The organism is Amycolatopsis sp. NBC_00348 (assembly GCF_036114655.1).
Lineage (GTDB): Bacteria > Actinomycetota > Actinomycetes > Mycobacteriales > Pseudonocardiaceae > Amycolatopsis.
Window position 1 is genome coordinate 9,018,464 of sequence record NZ_CP107994.1, and the last position, 14,003, is coordinate 9,032,466.

The 14,003-nt window shown below is 72.1% G+C and carries 13 protein-coding genes; 4 read left to right on the forward strand and 9 right to left on the reverse strand.

What is annotated here, in order from left to right; translation table 11 throughout:
- Positions 1–6: 6 nt before the first annotated feature.
- Genes OHS58_RS40445 through OHS58_RS40470 form a run of 6 tightly spaced genes read right to left on the reverse strand, consistent with a single transcriptional unit; the run spans position 7 to position 6,432 of the window.
- On the reverse strand, positions 7–1,389 hold the full coding sequence (locus OHS58_RS40445) for a hypothetical protein (RefSeq protein WP_328645869.1): 1,383 nt from the start codon (positions 1,387–1,389) through the stop codon (positions 7–9).
- Positions 1,390–1,394: 5 nt separating this feature from the next.
- Positions 1,395–2,675, reverse strand: a complete 1,281-nt coding sequence (locus tag OHS58_RS40450) for a DUF4910 domain-containing protein (protein WP_326945961.1) — start codon at positions 2,673–2,675, stop codon at positions 1,395–1,397.
- The gene (locus tag OHS58_RS40455) at positions 2,675–3,694 is read right to left on the reverse strand and encodes an NAD-dependent epimerase/dehydratase family protein (protein WP_247060415.1); all 1,020 of its coding nucleotides are present in this window, start codon (positions 3,692–3,694) and stop codon (positions 2,675–2,677) included. Before OHS58_RS40455 ends, OHS58_RS40450 begins: the two co-directional genes overlap by 1 nt.
- 5 nt (positions 3,695–3,699) lie before the next feature.
- Entirely contained in the window at positions 3,700–4,347 is a 648-nt protein-coding gene (locus tag OHS58_RS40460) for a PIG-L deacetylase family protein (RefSeq protein ID WP_328645870.1), read from the reverse strand.
- Positions 4,344–5,135, reverse strand: a complete 792-nt coding sequence (locus OHS58_RS40465) for a glucose-1-phosphate cytidylyltransferase (RefSeq protein ID WP_247060419.1) — start codon at positions 5,133–5,135, stop codon at positions 4,344–4,346. Before OHS58_RS40465 ends, OHS58_RS40460 begins: the two co-directional genes overlap by 4 nt.
- 1 nt (position 5,136) lies before the next feature.
- On the reverse strand, positions 5,137–6,432 hold the full coding sequence (locus OHS58_RS40470; RefSeq protein WP_326945963.1) for a class I SAM-dependent methyltransferase: 1,296 nt from the start codon (positions 6,430–6,432) through the stop codon (positions 5,137–5,139).
- A 209-nt stretch (positions 6,433–6,641) separates the two neighbouring features.
- On the opposite strand from OHS58_RS40470, the gene OHS58_RS40475 reads away from it, so the two are divergent.
- The 4 genes from OHS58_RS40475 (at position 6,642) to OHS58_RS40490 (ending at position 11,368) form a co-directional block, all read left to right on the forward strand.
- Positions 6,642–7,010: a YrdB family protein gene (locus OHS58_RS40475; protein ID WP_328645871.1), complete on the forward strand. Its 369-nt coding sequence runs from the start codon at positions 6,642–6,644 to the stop codon at positions 7,008–7,010.
- A 129-nt stretch (positions 7,011–7,139) separates the two neighbouring features.
- The gene (locus OHS58_RS40480; protein ID WP_326945965.1) at positions 7,140–7,262 is read left to right on the forward strand and encodes a hypothetical protein; all 123 of its coding nucleotides are present in this window, start codon (positions 7,140–7,142) and stop codon (positions 7,260–7,262) included.
- A 66-nt stretch (positions 7,263–7,328) separates the two neighbouring features.
- Complete coding sequence (locus OHS58_RS40485; RefSeq protein WP_328645872.1) at positions 7,329–10,271, forward strand: lantibiotic dehydratase; 2,943 nt, start codon at positions 7,329–7,331, stop codon at positions 10,269–10,271.
- Positions 10,268–11,368 (forward strand): lanthionine synthetase C family protein, encoded by a 1,101-nt coding sequence (locus OHS58_RS40490; RefSeq protein ID WP_328645873.1) that lies wholly within the window; start codon positions 10,268–10,270, stop codon positions 11,366–11,368. Before OHS58_RS40485 ends, OHS58_RS40490 begins: the two co-directional genes overlap by 4 nt.
- On the opposite strand, the gene OHS58_RS40495 is transcribed toward OHS58_RS40490, so the two are convergent.
- The 3 genes from OHS58_RS40495 to OHS58_RS40505 all read right to left on the reverse strand — a co-directional run bounded on the left by OHS58_RS40495 (position 11,361) and on the right by OHS58_RS40505 (position 13,919).
- A complete protein-coding gene (locus OHS58_RS40495; protein WP_326956115.1) occupies positions 11,361–11,954 on the reverse strand; it encodes a helix-turn-helix transcriptional regulator in 594 nt (197 codons plus the stop codon). The two genes, OHS58_RS40490 and OHS58_RS40495, sit on opposite strands and share 8 nt — an antisense overlap.
- An 80-nt stretch (positions 11,955–12,034) precedes the next feature.
- The gene (locus OHS58_RS40500) at positions 12,035–12,910 is read right to left on the reverse strand and encodes an LLM class F420-dependent oxidoreductase (protein ID WP_326945969.1); all 876 of its coding nucleotides are present in this window, start codon (positions 12,908–12,910) and stop codon (positions 12,035–12,037) included.
- Positions 12,911–12,950: 40 nt separating this feature from the next.
- Complete coding sequence (locus OHS58_RS40505) at positions 12,951–13,919, reverse strand: YncE family protein (protein ID WP_326945970.1); 969 nt, start codon at positions 13,917–13,919, stop codon at positions 12,951–12,953.
- Positions 13,920–14,003: the final 84 nt, after the last annotated feature.

Here is a 14,003-nt window from a genome sequence, read left to right on the forward strand (position 1 = left end):
GAGTCCTCATTCCTTGATCGGCTCTTTGATCGGCTCGAAGACCACGGTGATTTCGTTGATCGTCTCCTTGAGCGGCGCGAAGACGATGGTGGCGTCGCCGGCCCCGGCGTCGTCCGGGGCCGGCGGCACGTACTCGCGCAGTCCGAGCCGCAGCTGCAGCCACCAGACGACGGACCCGGTGAGCGTCGCGGCCGCGACGCCCCACGCGGACCCGGCCGCACCGCCCAGGAAGGCTCCGGTGATGCCGAACGTGACGTAGAACAGGGAGGCGATCAGCTGCGACCGCAGGCTCCGCGGGGCGGCGCCGAGGGCCCGCAGGCCGGCCGCGGCGCCGGTCGAGAAGCTCGCGCCGACCACGGCGAGGGTCACCGGGAGGATCAGCGGGGACGACGAGTCCCACACCGAGCCCATCACCCAGCGGCCCGCCGCGTCCGGCAGCAGGAGCAGCAGTGCCAGGCCCCAGCACAGCGCGGCGGCGGCCTGGCCGCCGCCGAGGATCATGCAGAAGTGCTTCAGCCGGTGCGGCGCCCGCTGAAGCACCCGCGCGCCCTCGGCGACGGTGACCAGGGACAGCCCCATGAGCAGGGCCAGGAACGGGCCGAGCAGCTGCTCGGCGCCGCGGACCGCGCCGACGGCGGTGATGCCGGCGATCGCGCCGAGGCCGTACGCGCGCAGCTGCGACGCGCCGCTGTTGCTGACGTTCTCGACCAGGTAACGGACGCTCAGGTCGCGCTGGGACTTGAACCAGCCGAGCAGCGCGCGCGGGTGCGGGAGGACGCCGGTCTGGAACCAGCCGAAGACCGCCGCGACCGCGCCGGAGATGCCCCAGGCCAGCACGAACGCGACGACCGTGCCGATCTCGGCGGCGACGACCAGTGCCGGGATCAGCGCGACGCCCCACACGCAGTCGTTGATGAACGCCTTCTTGCCCGCCCCGCGGGCGAAGAACGCGAAGCGCCAGGCGTCCTGCAGCAGCAGGCCCGGCAGCACGACGGCGAGCGCGACGAACGCGTTGCCGAGCGGGCCGCCGGCCGCGAGTCCGGCGACCAGGCTGATCACGCCGGTCACGCAGCCGACGCCGATGGCGGTGCCGGACGCGCTCGCGACGCCGTGGCGCCAGCGGTCCTCCGAGACGGCGCTGAAGCGCACCATCAGCGGGTCGGTGGCCAGGCCGCGCGAGACGTTCAGCACCACGCCGTACGTCACCCAGGCGAGGCTGAAGATGCCGAAGGCGAACGTCCCGAGCGAGCGGGCCACGTACAGGCCGACCGCGAAGTTCGTCAGGCTCGAGACCGCCTGGTCGCCGAGGCCCCAGCTCAGCCGTCCGGCCATGGCGCGCACGGCGCCGTTCCGGAGCAGCGAGCCGGAGGCCCGGCGGTGGTTGGCCACGTCGCTCACTCCTTGACCAGACCGGCGTCGTGCAGGGCACGCGCCGCGACGTCGACGATGTCGAACGGCAGGCCGGCCCGCTCGGCGATGTCCAGGAGACTGTGGTCGCCGTCGGAGAGGTTGAGCACCCAGAGCATGGCCATCTGGGCTTCCTTGGCGTCGCTGCGGCCGCCGAGCGATTCGTACAGCCCGCGCTTGCCGAGCTGCGGCTCGCCGTACGGGCTGAGGTTGACGTACCGGCGGTTGCGGTCCAGGACGCCGAAGGCGTCGCGAAGCGCGCCGAGCGTGTCCTCCATGGCCGCGGGCGAGACGAAACCCGGGTTGTCGGCGGAGGTGTGGTACTCGGGGTAGCCGGCGTACGGCGTCCGCGTCAGGGAGCCGACGCCGAGGTTGAAGCCCGGCGAGCAGAACTGGCGCTCGTCGTAGCCGTACGGCGAGAAGTCGACGACCTTGTGCTCCCGCGAACGGAGCACGTGCTGCACGACGCGATCGATCTCGGCGTCGTCGCGGCGGGACTTCTTGTACGTCAGCGGGCCCGGGTCGCCGGCGCACGCCAGGACCAGCCCGTGCTTGACCTTCTCGATCCGGTCGGAATTGCGCGCCAGCCAGGTGATCGAGCCGATCGTGCCCGGCATGAACAGGAACCGGTACGTGTAATGGGGCTGGACGAGAGCCAGCTGCTGCGCCAGCGAGACCGCCACCGCGATGCCGGCGAGGTTGTCGTTGGCCAGCGACGGGTGGCACACGTGGCAGGACACGATGACCTCGTCGGTGACGCGGCCCGGGACGACGTGCTCGCCGTAGGTGAGCGAGCCGTCGGCCAGGGTCGAGTCGATGACGACGTCGTACTCGCCGTCGGGCAGCGCGTCGAGCTTCTCCTGCGCGAGGCAGAATCCCCAGGCCGGGGCGTAGTAGCTGGTCCGGTAGGGCACCCACGACGGCCGGTCCGGCAGCGTGTGCAGGTGCTCCCGCAGCTCGCTCAGCGGCAGCCGCTCCGACACCGGGACGCTGTAGCCGACGACGTGCAGGTTCGACTCCCGGAAGTCGATTACCCGCTCACCCGAAGGTGTGGCCACGTAGGCGTCGCGGATGTTCCACTCCTGCGGGATCGTCCAGTCCAGCACCTGGGTGCCGGTCGGGACCTCGTGCCGCTCCAGCGCGATGTGCTCGCCGATGATGTCCAGGGTCTGCCGCACGCCGTCGCCGGTGATGCTGCGGCAGATCGGGTACAGCCGCTCGACCAGGGCGTGCAGTTCCGCCCCGGTCCGCAGCTGCGTGCCCGCCACTAGTGCCGCCGCAGGGTGTCGTCGACGCGGCCGGCTTCGCCCTCGCTGCGCAGCCAGGCGAGCCTGGTGAACAGCTTCTCGAACGACTCCCGGGTCAGCCCGAACTTCCGGTAGGCCTCGATCAGCTCGACGGCGCCGTCCTTGACCGACCACTCGCAGGCAAAGCCCGGGATGGCCTCGCGGAAGCGTGAGAAGTCGACGCGGTAGGAGCGCGGGTCGGCGCCGGCCTCGCCCGTGATGTTCAGCGTCGAGCCCGGCACGGCCTCGACGACCTCCTGGGCGATCTCGGCCACGGTGACGTTGTTGTCCTCGGTGCCGATGTTGAAGGCCTTGTTGTGCACGGCCTCCTTCGGCGCCGTCAGCGCCGCGGTGAACGCGCGCGCGATGTCCTGGGCGTGCACCAGCGGCCGCCACGGCGTGCCGTCGGAGAGCACCAGCACCTCGCCGGACAGGTGCGCGTGCGCGGTGAGGTTGTTCAGCACGATGTCGCCGCGCAGCCGGGGCGAGTAGCCGAACGCCGTCGCGTTGCGCATGTAGACCGGGGTGAAGTCGTCGTCGGCGAGCTCGTGGACGTCGGCCTCGACGCGCACCTTCGACTCGGCGTACGGCGTCACCGGCTTCAGCGGCGCGTCCTCGTTGACGAGGTTCTCGCCGCCCGCGCCGTACACCGAGCAGGTCGACGCGTACAGGTAGCGCTGGACTCCGGCGTCCTTCGCCAGCTTCGCGAGCTTCACCGACGCGTGGTGGTTGATGTCGTAGGTCAGCTCGGGCGCGAGCGAACCCAGCGGGTCGTTCGACAGCGCGGCCAGGTGGATCACCGCGTCGACGTCGGAGACGTGCTTGGCCGTGACGTCGCGCAGGTCGACGGCGTACCCGCCCGGGTCGGCCGGTGCGGGCCCGAGCAGGCACTGCTCGAACAGCCCGGAGTCGAGGCCGACGACCTCGTGGCCGGCCGCGGCGAGCACCGGGGCCATCACCGTGCCCAGGTAGCCCTTGTGCCCCGTCAGCAACACCCGCATCGAATTCAGCCCTTCAGGTCGAGAGTGAGTTTCTTGACGAAAAACGCTTCGGCGTACTTCGCGGCCGCTTCGATCCCGCGGATCCGGGCCAGGCCGAGGAAGGCCTCCCGGTCGTACCAGCCGCGGTGCCGCTGGGACGCGTAGTGCGTCTGCAGCAGCCGGACCTTCTCCTCGGCGACGTCGTCGTCGAGCGGCTGGTACACCGACGGGGCGCCGAGGTCGCCGTCCCACTTGACGATCTCGTAGCCGAGCGCCAGGTGGTCGCGGAACGCCGTCGGCACCAGCTTGGCCAGCCCGCGGTGGTCCTGGTGCGCGTCGTCGGTGCGCGGCGCCAGGATGACGTCCGGGTCGGTCCGCCGCCGCAGCTCCTCCAGCGCGTTCTTGGCCTCTTCCCAGTGCGCCGGGAACCGGCCGTCGGGGAGTTTCAGCACGGTGACGTCGATCTGCGCGCCGGGGCAGAACGCCGCCAGCGCCGCGCGCTCCTCGTCCTCGCGGGGCGTGCCGCCGCCGGAGAGGACCAGCGCGTCGACCCGCAGGCCCGGCCGTGACGCGCACATCGTCAGCAGGGTGCCGCCGGCGCCGATCGCGATGTCGTCGCAGTGCGCGCCGAGGGCGACGACGCCGCCGAGCTGTCCCGGCCGGAGCCCGATCACGCGGTGCTCGCGACGGGCCGCTCCCAGAGCGCCCAGGGCTTCTTGCCGTGCGTGTAGGCGTCGTCGAGCGCCGCGCGCTCCTTGACCGTGTCGGTCGGCTTCCAGAACCCGCGGTACGGGTAGGCCAGCAGCCGGCCGCGCTTGGCCAGCTCGCCGCAGCCGTCGGCGACCAGGTCGCCGTTCTCCGGGATGTGGTCGAAGACCTCCTGGCGCAGCACGAAGTACCCGCCGTTCTCCCACAGCGGCATTTCGCTGACGGCGGTGATCGCGCCGACCATGCCGCCTTCGTTCATCTCCACGCAGTGGAACGACGACTGCGGCGGCACGACCATCATCGACGCGCCGGCGTCGGTGTTCTCGAACCGCTCGATCATGTCGGGCAGCGGCGCGTCGGACAGGACGTCGGCGTAGTTCGCGAGGAACATCTCCTCGCCGTCGAGGTGGTCGCGGACGCGGCGCAGGCGCTCACCGATCGGCGACTCGATCCCGGTCTGCACGAACGTGATCGTCCAGTCGGCGATGTCGGTCGAGAGCAGTTCCGGCTTGCCGTTGCGCAGGACGAAGTCGTTGGAAATGGTTTCCTGGTAGTTCAGGAAGAAGTTCTTGATGTGCGCCGCGCCGTAGCCGAGGCACAGGATGAACTCCGTGTGCCCGAAGTGCGCGTAGTACCGCATGACGTGCCAGATGAGCGGTCTCGGACCGACCATCGCCATCGGCTTCGGAACGTCGTCGGCCGCGCCGTTGCGCATCCGCATCCCGTAACCACCGCAGAAGAGTACGACCTTCACTTCAAGACACCTCGACGATTTCCAGGCGGGGGATGGGGAACACGAGCTTTCCGCCCCAGGCACCCACGAACGACAGCTGTTCGGTCAGTTCCTCCCGGAGGTTCCACGGGAGGACGAGCACGTAGTCGGGCCGATCGGCTTCGATCCGCTCCGGGGGCAGCACCGGGATGCGGGTGCCCGGGGTGAACCGGCCGTGCTTGTACGGGTTGCGATCGACCGTGTACTGCAGCAGGTCAGTGCGGATGCCGCAGTGGTTGAGCAGGGTGTTGCCCTTGCCCGGGGCGCCGTAGCCGACGACGGTCTTCCCGTCGTTGCGCGCCTCGATGAGGAACTTCAGCAGGTCCAGCCGCACGCGGGTGACGCGCTCGGCGAACTCGGTGTACCCGGACAGCTCGTGCAGCCCGGCGGCCTTCTCCTGCTCCAGCACGTCGGTCATCCGCTCGCTGGGCTCGCCCGCGACCGCTGCGACAACCGGGGCGCCGCCCCGGGCCGGGGGCTCCGCCACCCGGGACCCCCCGAAAGCCTCGGTGGGACGCGCCCACAGCCGGATCGAGCCGCCGTGCGTCGGCACGAGTTCGACGTCGACCACGGTCAGCCCGCCGGTCGCCAGCGCGCGGCGGGCCGATTCGACCGTGTAGTACTGGAAGTGCTCGTGGTAGATCGTGTCGTACTGGTTCTTCTCGATCAGCGTGAGCAGGTGCTGGACCTCGATGGATACCCAGCCGTCGTCCGCGACCAGGGCGCGCAGGCCCTTGGTGAAGCCGAGGACGTCGGGGATGTGCGCGTAGACGTTGTTGGCGGCGACCAGGTCGGCCGGCCCGTGCTCCTCGCGCACCTGACGGCCGGTTTCCTCGGAGAGGAACGCGGTCAGGGTGGGCACGCCGGCGTCGCGCGCGGCCTGCCCGACGTTCACCGAAGGTTCGACTCCCAGACACCGGATGCCGTGCCCGACGACGTGCTTGAGCAGGTAACCGTCGTTGCTGGCGACCTCCACGACGAACGACTTCTCGTCCAGCCCGAGGCGCTCGACCGAACCGTCGACGAAGCGCTTCGCGTGCTCCACCCACGACGTCGAGAAGGAGGAGAAGTACGCGTACTCCGTGAAGGTGTCGTCCGGGTCGATCAACGGCGGGATCTGCGCCAGCCAGCACTCGGTGCACACGATGAGGTGCAGCGGGAAAGTGGCTTCCGGCTCGTCGAGCTGTTCGGCGGTCAGAAATCGCTCACACGGGGGAGTCGCGCCGAGGTCCACGACGCTGGCCGTGTTTGTCGAACCGCAGAGTCGACATGTGGTCATCTACCAGGCTCCTTGGACTCGCGGTCGCGATATGCGTTAGACACGTCGAGCGGCGGTGGAAGGTCGTTACAGCGACGCGTGCCGGGCCGGTGGACCGATTCGGAACCGCAACATCACCACGCCAACCAGGTGACCTGTGGTGCAGATCACGGACGGTGCCGGTCCGGATCCGTAACGTCCACAGTGGACTTGGGCCCTACGCTGGGCGGATGACTTCGGAGCCGACTCCCCGCCTGAGCGGGGTCGCGGGTGTGGTGCTGACGGTCCGGTTCCTGACGGAACTGGCCCTCCTGGGCGGCTTGGCCCTGGCCGGCACCCAGCTCGGCGGCGGCGTGGTGCTGGCCATCGTCGACGCCGTCCTGCTGCCGGTGGCGGCGGCCGCCGTCTGGGGCCTGTTCATCGCCCCGAAGGCCTCCCGGCGGCTTCCGGAACCGGCCCGTTTCCTGGTGGAGTTCGCCCTGTTCGCGGCCACCGGCGTGGTGCTGGCCCTGGTCGGCTGGGTGATCGCCGGGATCGTGCTGGCCGTCGTCGGCATCGGCGTCGCGGCCCTGACCCGCCGCGTCGCCGAGGACGGCTGACCGGCCCTGCCATCACTGCCAACCTGTCCGCCGGCGATTGCCCCGGCCGTGGGTTCGCCCATTTACTGGGTGAGCACCAGGGCCCCGGTGAACGTCGAAATCCCCGTACCCACGGACAGGAGCGGAATCATGCAGAACGCAAATGGTGACATGCAGGTCGTGCCGGACGAGTTCGACCTCGACGTCCAGGCCGAGTTCAACCCGGACGTCGTGGTCTGGATCCTCGGCACCGACTGCTGCTCGGCCTTCTGATCGCCGCGGCGGGCGGAAAACCGGACCGGTTCCGGTTTTCCGCCGCCGGTTTCCCGGAGGCCGGAAATGGGTGACGAGATTTTCCGGGTGCACGACGGTTTCGTCGTACGCACCCCGCTGCGCTCGGGCGCCGCCCGGCTGCCGGCCGCCCCCGGCGGCCCGGGTCCCGAGGCGTGCCGGGACGTCCTGCGCGCCGCGGCCGACCGGGCCGAGCTGGCCGAGGCGATCGAGGTCGCCAGCCCGAGCCTCGCCGCGGTTCTGGCGGACGCGCGGACCGGTCGGCTCGACGCGCGCAAGCCCGCTCAGCTGCGGCGGGCCGCGCTCGCCGTGCTCAAGTACGACCTCCGCTCGCGGACCCGGCCGACGCCGTTCGGGCTGTTCGCCGGGGTGTCCGCCGGCCGGTTCGACGTCGCGCCGAAGGTGGAGGACGACGGACCGGCGCGGACGCGGACCCGCGTCGACCTCGGCTGGCTGCGGGAGGTCGTCGAAGCGGCCGAACCGGAGCCCGGCCTGCTGCCCCACCTCGACGTCCAGGCGCACTCGACGGTGGTCCGCCGCGGTGACCGGCTGCACCTCGACACGCCCTCGGCGGGGCGCCGCGCGGCCGTTTCGGTGCGGTGCACCCCGGCGGTCGAGGCCGTGCTCGCCGAGACGCGGGCGGCCCGTCCCGTCGCGGACGTCGTCGCCGCGCTGCGGGACCGGTTCCCGGTCTCCGACCCCCGAGCCATCGGGCTGATCGCCGAGCTGGTGCGCCAGGGCGTGCTGCTGACGTCGCTGCGGCCGCCGCTCGACGGCGGTGACCCGCTCACCCACGTCATCGACGTGTTGGCCGAGGCCGAGCGCCGCGGGGCGGTCGTACCGCTGCGCGACGCCCTCGTCGCCGTGGCCGAAGCGCGCGACGCCTACGACGCGCGGCCGATCGGCGAAGGGCCCGCCGAACTGCGTCGCCTCGTCGCCCTCGCGCGGGCCGTGCGGCCGCACGAGAACCCCGTGCACGTCGACACCCGGCAGGGGCTGCGCGTCCGGTTGCCGGAGGACGTCCGCGCCGAGGCCGCGGCCTCGGTCACCGCGATGTGGCGGATGTCGCCGCGCCGGGTCGTCCTCGGCGAGTGGCAGGCCCGGTTCACCGAGCGGTACGGCACCGGACGGCTGGTCCCGCTCCTGGAGGTCCTCGACGAGACCGCCGGGATCGGTGCCCCGGCGGGCTACCGGTGGCCGGCCGCGCGGCCCGCGACGCCGGAGCCGTCGCCGGAGCGGACCCCCCGGGACCGCCGGGTGGCGGCGCTGGTGGCCGAGGCGGTCCGGGACGGCGTGCGTGAGGTCGTGCTCGACGACGAAACCGTCGACGCCCTGGCCGACGACGGCGACCCGGCCGAGGTCACGCGCTTCGGCGAGTACTGCTTCCAGCTGTGCGCGGCCTCGGTCGAGGACCTCGCCGCCGGCGAGTTCCGGCTGGTCACCGCGCCGAGCCACGGGTCGTACCAGCCCGGCGCGACCGCGAGCCGGTTCGCCGAGATGCTCCCCGACCTGGACGTCGTGGAGCGTGACGAGCAGGTCGTGCCCGTGACCCTGGCCTACCAGCCACGCGAGGGGCGCGGCGCGAACGTCGTCAACACGCCCGTGCACACCGGCCGGCGGATCGCGGTCGGCCTGCCCGGGGGGACGCTCGCGCCGGCCGATCTCGCCGTCGGCGTGACCGGTGGCCGCGTGACCGTCGTGCACGTCCCGACGGGTACCGAGCTGCTGCCGGTGGTGCACAACATGCTGCGGCTCGAGGACCAGGCGCCGAACGTCGTCCGGTTCCTGCACGACGCCGGGCTGACCGGGACGCGGCTGTGGGAACCGTGGGACTGGGGGAGCGCGCTCGCCGGGCCGTACCTGCCGCGCGTGCGCTACCGGCGCACGGTGCTGAGCCCGGCGGTGTGGCGGCTGGACGCCCTGCGCGAGCTGCCGGACGACGCCTGGCCCGGCGCGGTCGAGCGCTGGCGGACGGCGTGGCGGGTGCCGGAGCGGGTCGAGGTGCGCAGCCGGGACCAGCGGCTGACGCTCGACCTGGCCGACCCGTGGCACCGGGCGATCCTGCGCGACGAGCTGCGGAAGGACGCCGGCCTGGTCGCCACCGAGTCCGCCGACCCGGGCGGCTGGCTGGGCGGCCGGCCCGCCGAAGTGGTCGTCGGGCTCAGCCGCCGGACGCCGGTGCGGACCGCCCCGCGGGCCCGTCCGCTGCGGGCCCGTCGCCGGTACCAGCCGGGCGGGGAATGGCTGTACGTCAAGGTTTTCTCGCCGCGACCGGACGTCGTGCGCGACCGGCTTCCGGCGCTGGCCGCCGAAGCCGGCGGGCCCTGGTACTTCGTCCGCTACGCGGAGCCGGACCCGGTCCTGCGGCTGCGGTTCCACGGCGACCCGGCGACGTTGTGGCCGTCGGTGTTCCCCCGCCTCGCGGCGCGGCTCGGCGAGTGGTCGGACCAGCGGCTGATCGGTGACTGGCTGGTGGCGAGCCACGAGCCGGAGCTGGAGCGCTACGGCGGCCCGGCGGCGATGCCGGCGGCCGAGGCGGTGTTCCACGCCGACAGCGAGCTCGCGCTGAGGCTGCTGGACCTGGAACGGCGAACGGCCTTTTCGCTGGACGAACTGGCCGCGGTGTCGCTGGCGGCGCTGGCCCACGCGTTCGGTGCGGCGGACCGGCTGCCGGCGATCGCGCCGGGCCGCGAGTACGCCCGGAACCGCGTCCGATGGCGGTCCCTCGTGGACCCGGCCGGCGACTGGCCCGGCCTGCGCGCGACGGCCGAGGGACGCGCGGTCGTCGACGCGCTCGGCCCGCGTGACGAGGCCGTGCGCCGCTACGGCGACGTCGTCCGCGAGCTGGGCGACGCCGAAGAGATCTTGGCGAGCCTGCTGCACATGACGTGCAACCGGCTGTTCGGCGGACCCGTCGAGCGGGAGCGGAAGGTGCACGGCTACGCGCGTGCCGCGGTTCTCGACCACCTCGGCCGCCGGAAGCACTCGTGACCGCGGACTTCGCGGCGCTGGTGACCGAGACCGCGCGGCGGCTCACGCCCGTCGGATCGGGCGGGACCCGGCCGACCTCGCTGTTCCGCGGTCACCCCGGCGTCGCGATGCTGTTCGGCGAGCTGGGCCGGACGGACGAGCGGTGGCTGCCGATGGCCCACCGGCACCTCGCGGCCGCGGTGGCCGCGCTGGCCGACGCGCCGGCCGCCGGGCTCTACGAGGGCCCGGCCGCGGTGCTCGCCGCCGCGCAGACGTGCGCGGCGGGCACCGGCCGCTACCGGGGGTTGCGGGCGCGGCTGACCGCGTACGCCGAGGCCGCGCAGGCGCACCGGCTCGCCCACCCGCGCGGCTACGACGTCGTCAACGGCCTCACCGGGCTCGGGCGCGTCCTGCTCGACGCGGGCGCCGACGTCGGACCGACCCTGGCCGCGCTGGTCCGGCTGGCGGTCACGGAAACCCGGCCCGGCGCCGACGCCGGGATGGCCCACGGCGTCGCCGGGATCCTCGCGTTCCTGGCCCTCGCCGCGGAACACGAGCGGGTGGTGCCCGGCCAGCAGGACGCGATGCACCACCTCGCCGGCTGGCTGCGCGACATCGCCGGCGAAGACGCCGCCGGGCCGTACTTCCCGGCCTGGGCCGCGGAAACCCCGGTCCCGGCCAAGAGTGCCTGGTGCTACGGCGCTCCCGGCGTCGCGGTGGCGCTGCACCGGGCCGGGACCGTGCTGGGCGAACCGGCTTGGCGGCGGCTCGCGGTCGAGGCCCTGCGCGCGGTCACACGGCGTCCCGAGGCCGAGTGGCACCTCGACGGCCCGACCGTCTGCCACGGTTACGCCGGTCTGCTGCACGCCCTGCACCGCGTCGGCACGGCCACCGGCGATCCGGAGCTGCTGGCCGCGGCCGGCCGCGTCGCCCGGCGCGTGGCCGCCTGTGCGGACGAAACGGCGGAGTTCCTGTTCCGGCACCACGAATCCGGCGCGCCCGTCGACGTGGCCGGGCTCGTCGAAGGCGCGGCCGGGGTGGCCTGCGCGCTGCTGCCGTTCGCGGGGTACGACGCGCGCGGCCCGTCGTCGTGGGACCGCGTCCTGCTGTTCAGCTGAACACCCGCCGGCGCGTGGCGAGCAGTTCGAGGAGCCCGCGGCGGCCGTCGACGCCGATGTGGCCGTAGATGTCCTTCAGCCGCCGGTACATCGTCCGCTCGGAGCAGTAGAAGCGCCGGGCCATCTCCCGCGTCGACCGCGCTTCGATCACCATCTCGAGCACCGCGAAGTCGCTCACGCTCAACGCCGGCGCGGCGCCGGGGTGATCCGGGGTGGCCAGCGCGAGGCGGGCGGCCTGCCGGTGGATCACCGTCACCGCGCGGGATGGTGGCAGCTGGATGTTGAGCACGCCGTGCGCTCCAGCGTGCATCGCGGCATACGTCTGGTTTCCGGAGACGTCGTCGACGACGCCGATCACCGCTTGCCCGGGAAATGCGGCCCGGAGTGAACTGATCACCGAAACCTCGGCTTCGGTGAAAGCGGGAACCGCGGCCACCGCGCCGCGGTGTTCCCGCAGGGTGCAGGACAGATCGGCCGTCAGGACCAGCCGGATGTCCTGCTTTTCGAGCAGGAACACGTGCGGTGAAAGGGCCTCGCCGAGACAGGCCGGGGCGATCACGTTCAGCCGAGCCGGTGATTCCGTCATGGTGGCCCCCGCAGATCCCGAAATATCGAAGAAACGATATCAGGGGATCCGCGGGGAATTGATTGTTCTTTTGTCCGGGGTCAGCCGATCCGCGCGGCGGCCGGGATGACGTCGGTGCCGAACTTCTCGAGCACCGCCGGGTTGTGCACGTGCGGGACCATGCCGAGGGCGACCTCGATGCCGAGCCCGTTCAGCCGCTCCAGCTCCTTCAGCAGCTCGCCGGTCTTCTCGCCGTCCTCGCCGATGTCGAGGATGTGGTAGACGGTCTTGGTGATCGAGCCGTAGTCGCGGCCCTCGGTCTCGCAGTGCTGCTTGAGGACGTCGAGCTTGTGCTCCAGCTCCGGGCTGTTGAAGAGGTTGCACTGGTCGGCGTACTTCGCGACGAACCGCAGCGTCTTCTTCTCGCCGCCGCCGCCGATCATGATCGGCGGCCGCGGGCTCGAAAGCACCTGCGGGACGTTCAGGAGCCGCGACGCGTCGAAGTGCGCGCTCTTGAACGGCGCGTCGCCCTCCGCCCACATCTGCAGGATGTACTGGAGGTTCTCCTCCAGCAGCTCGAAACGCTCCTTCAGCGGCGGGAAGGGGAAGCCGAGGCCCTTCGACTCCTCCTCGTTCCAGCCCGCGCCGACGCCGAGGATCGCGCGGCCGCCGGAGAGCACGTCGAGCGTCGTGATCGCCTTGGCCAGCAGGCCCGGGTGGCGGTAGAGGACACCGGTGACGACGGTCAGCAGCTTGGCGCGCTCGGTGTGCGCCGCGATGAAGCCGAGGGTGGTGTACGCCTCGAGCATGTCGTTTTCGACGGGGCCGACCCCGCCGATCTGGAAGAAGTGGTCCATCACGGCGATGGAGTCGAAGCCCGCTTGGTCGGCGGTGCGGACGACGGAGGCCAGGTCGGCGCCCAGCGCGGACGCCCCGTTCGGCCAGGTGAAGTCGGGGATCTGCAGTCCGAGTTTCATAGTCTCCGACCGTATACCTGGAGTTACCCCAGGTGCGTGCTCAGAAATCCCCGATGAGGGAAACCCTGCCGTGCAAGGGATCCGTGACGAACACCGTGTGCGTCCGCTGGTCGACGGCGACGTCGCCGGGGTTGACGCCCAGTGACAGGTCGCCGGTCAGCGTGCCCGTGGCGCCGTCGATCCGGCTGAGGCCGTTCTGCCCGCCGTTGGTGTAGACCGTGTTCGTGCCCTGGTGCACGGCGAGCGCGGAGGATTCGCTGCGCAGCAACACGGTCTTGCGCTCGGTGCGCGTCGAGGAGTCCACAATGGACATGTGGTGGATGCCGGAGTTCGCGACGTACACCGTGCCGCTCGCGGCGTGCACCGCGACCGCCGTCGGCTTCGCCCCGACATGCACGCTCGCGACGAACTTCCCGGCGTCGATGTCGAACACCTCCACCGAGTCGGTGTCGGTGCTGGCGCAGTAGGCCAGCTTGCGGCCGGGGTCGACGGCGATGCCGCCCAGGCTCGGCTTCGGGCCGGGCACGAGGGCCGCGAGCGAGCAGCTGACGCCGTCGAGCACGGCGAGCATGCCGGTGCCGCCGCTGGCCGCGTAGACGCGGTTGGCCTGCTCGTCGACCGCCAGGGTGGCCGCGCCGGCGCCCGCGCCGATGACGCTCACCAGGTCGTGGGTGCGGCCGTCCAGCACCACGACGGTGCCGGCCGGCGGGTTGGCGACGTAGATCCGGTTGGCGACCGAGTCGACCGCGATGTCGCCGGGCGCGCCGCCGACGCGGACCACCGCGCCGATCGTCGCGCTCTGCGGGTCCACGACGGAAACGGTCCCGGCCTGGGGATCCGTGACGTAACCGAGGCCGGTGACCGGATTCACCGCGATCCCGGTCGGGGCGCCGCCCAGCTCGATCGACCGGACGTTCTCCGCGCGCGCGACCCCGGGCAGGAACACCGCCCCCGCGCCCGCGGTGACCAGGGCGAACAGGGTCCTCCGACGTATCCGGCGGCCTCGCATCGGCGCCTCCGCTCGTGATCGATTCGCCTCCCGAGCGTAACCCGCGCGATGATCACGCGAAGGAACTTCGGGTCCCCCGATCGC

Excerpts from the sequence above, each read along its gene's own strand:
- OHS58_RS40455 (WP_247060415.1), bottom strand. The coding sequence starts at position 3,694 with ATGCGGGTGTTGCTGACGGGGCACAAGGGCTACCTGGGCACGGTGATG.
- OHS58_RS40470 (WP_326945963.1), bottom strand. The coding sequence starts at position 6,432 with ATGACCACATGTCGACTCTGCGGTTCGACAAACACGGCCAGCGTCGTG.
- OHS58_RS40475 (WP_328645871.1), top strand. The coding sequence starts at position 6,642 with ATGACTTCGGAGCCGACTCCCCGCCTGAGCGGGGTCGCGGGTGTGGTG.
- OHS58_RS40480 (WP_326945965.1), top strand. The coding sequence starts at position 7,140 with ATGCAGAACGCAAATGGTGACATGCAGGTCGTGCCGGACGAGTTCGAC.
- OHS58_RS40485 (WP_328645872.1), top strand. The coding sequence starts at position 7,329 with ATGGGTGACGAGATTTTCCGGGTGCACGACGGTTTCGTCGTACGCACC.
- OHS58_RS40495 (WP_326956115.1), bottom strand. The coding sequence starts at position 11,954 with ATGACGGAATCACCGGCTCGGCTGAACGTGATCGCCCCGGCCTGTCTC.
- OHS58_RS40500 (WP_326945969.1), bottom strand. The coding sequence starts at position 12,910 with ATGAAACTCGGACTGCAGATCCCCGACTTCACCTGGCCGAACGGGGCG.
- OHS58_RS40505 (WP_326945970.1), bottom strand. The coding sequence starts at position 13,919 with ATGCGAGGCCGCCGGATACGTCGGAGGACCCTGTTCGCCCTGGTCACC.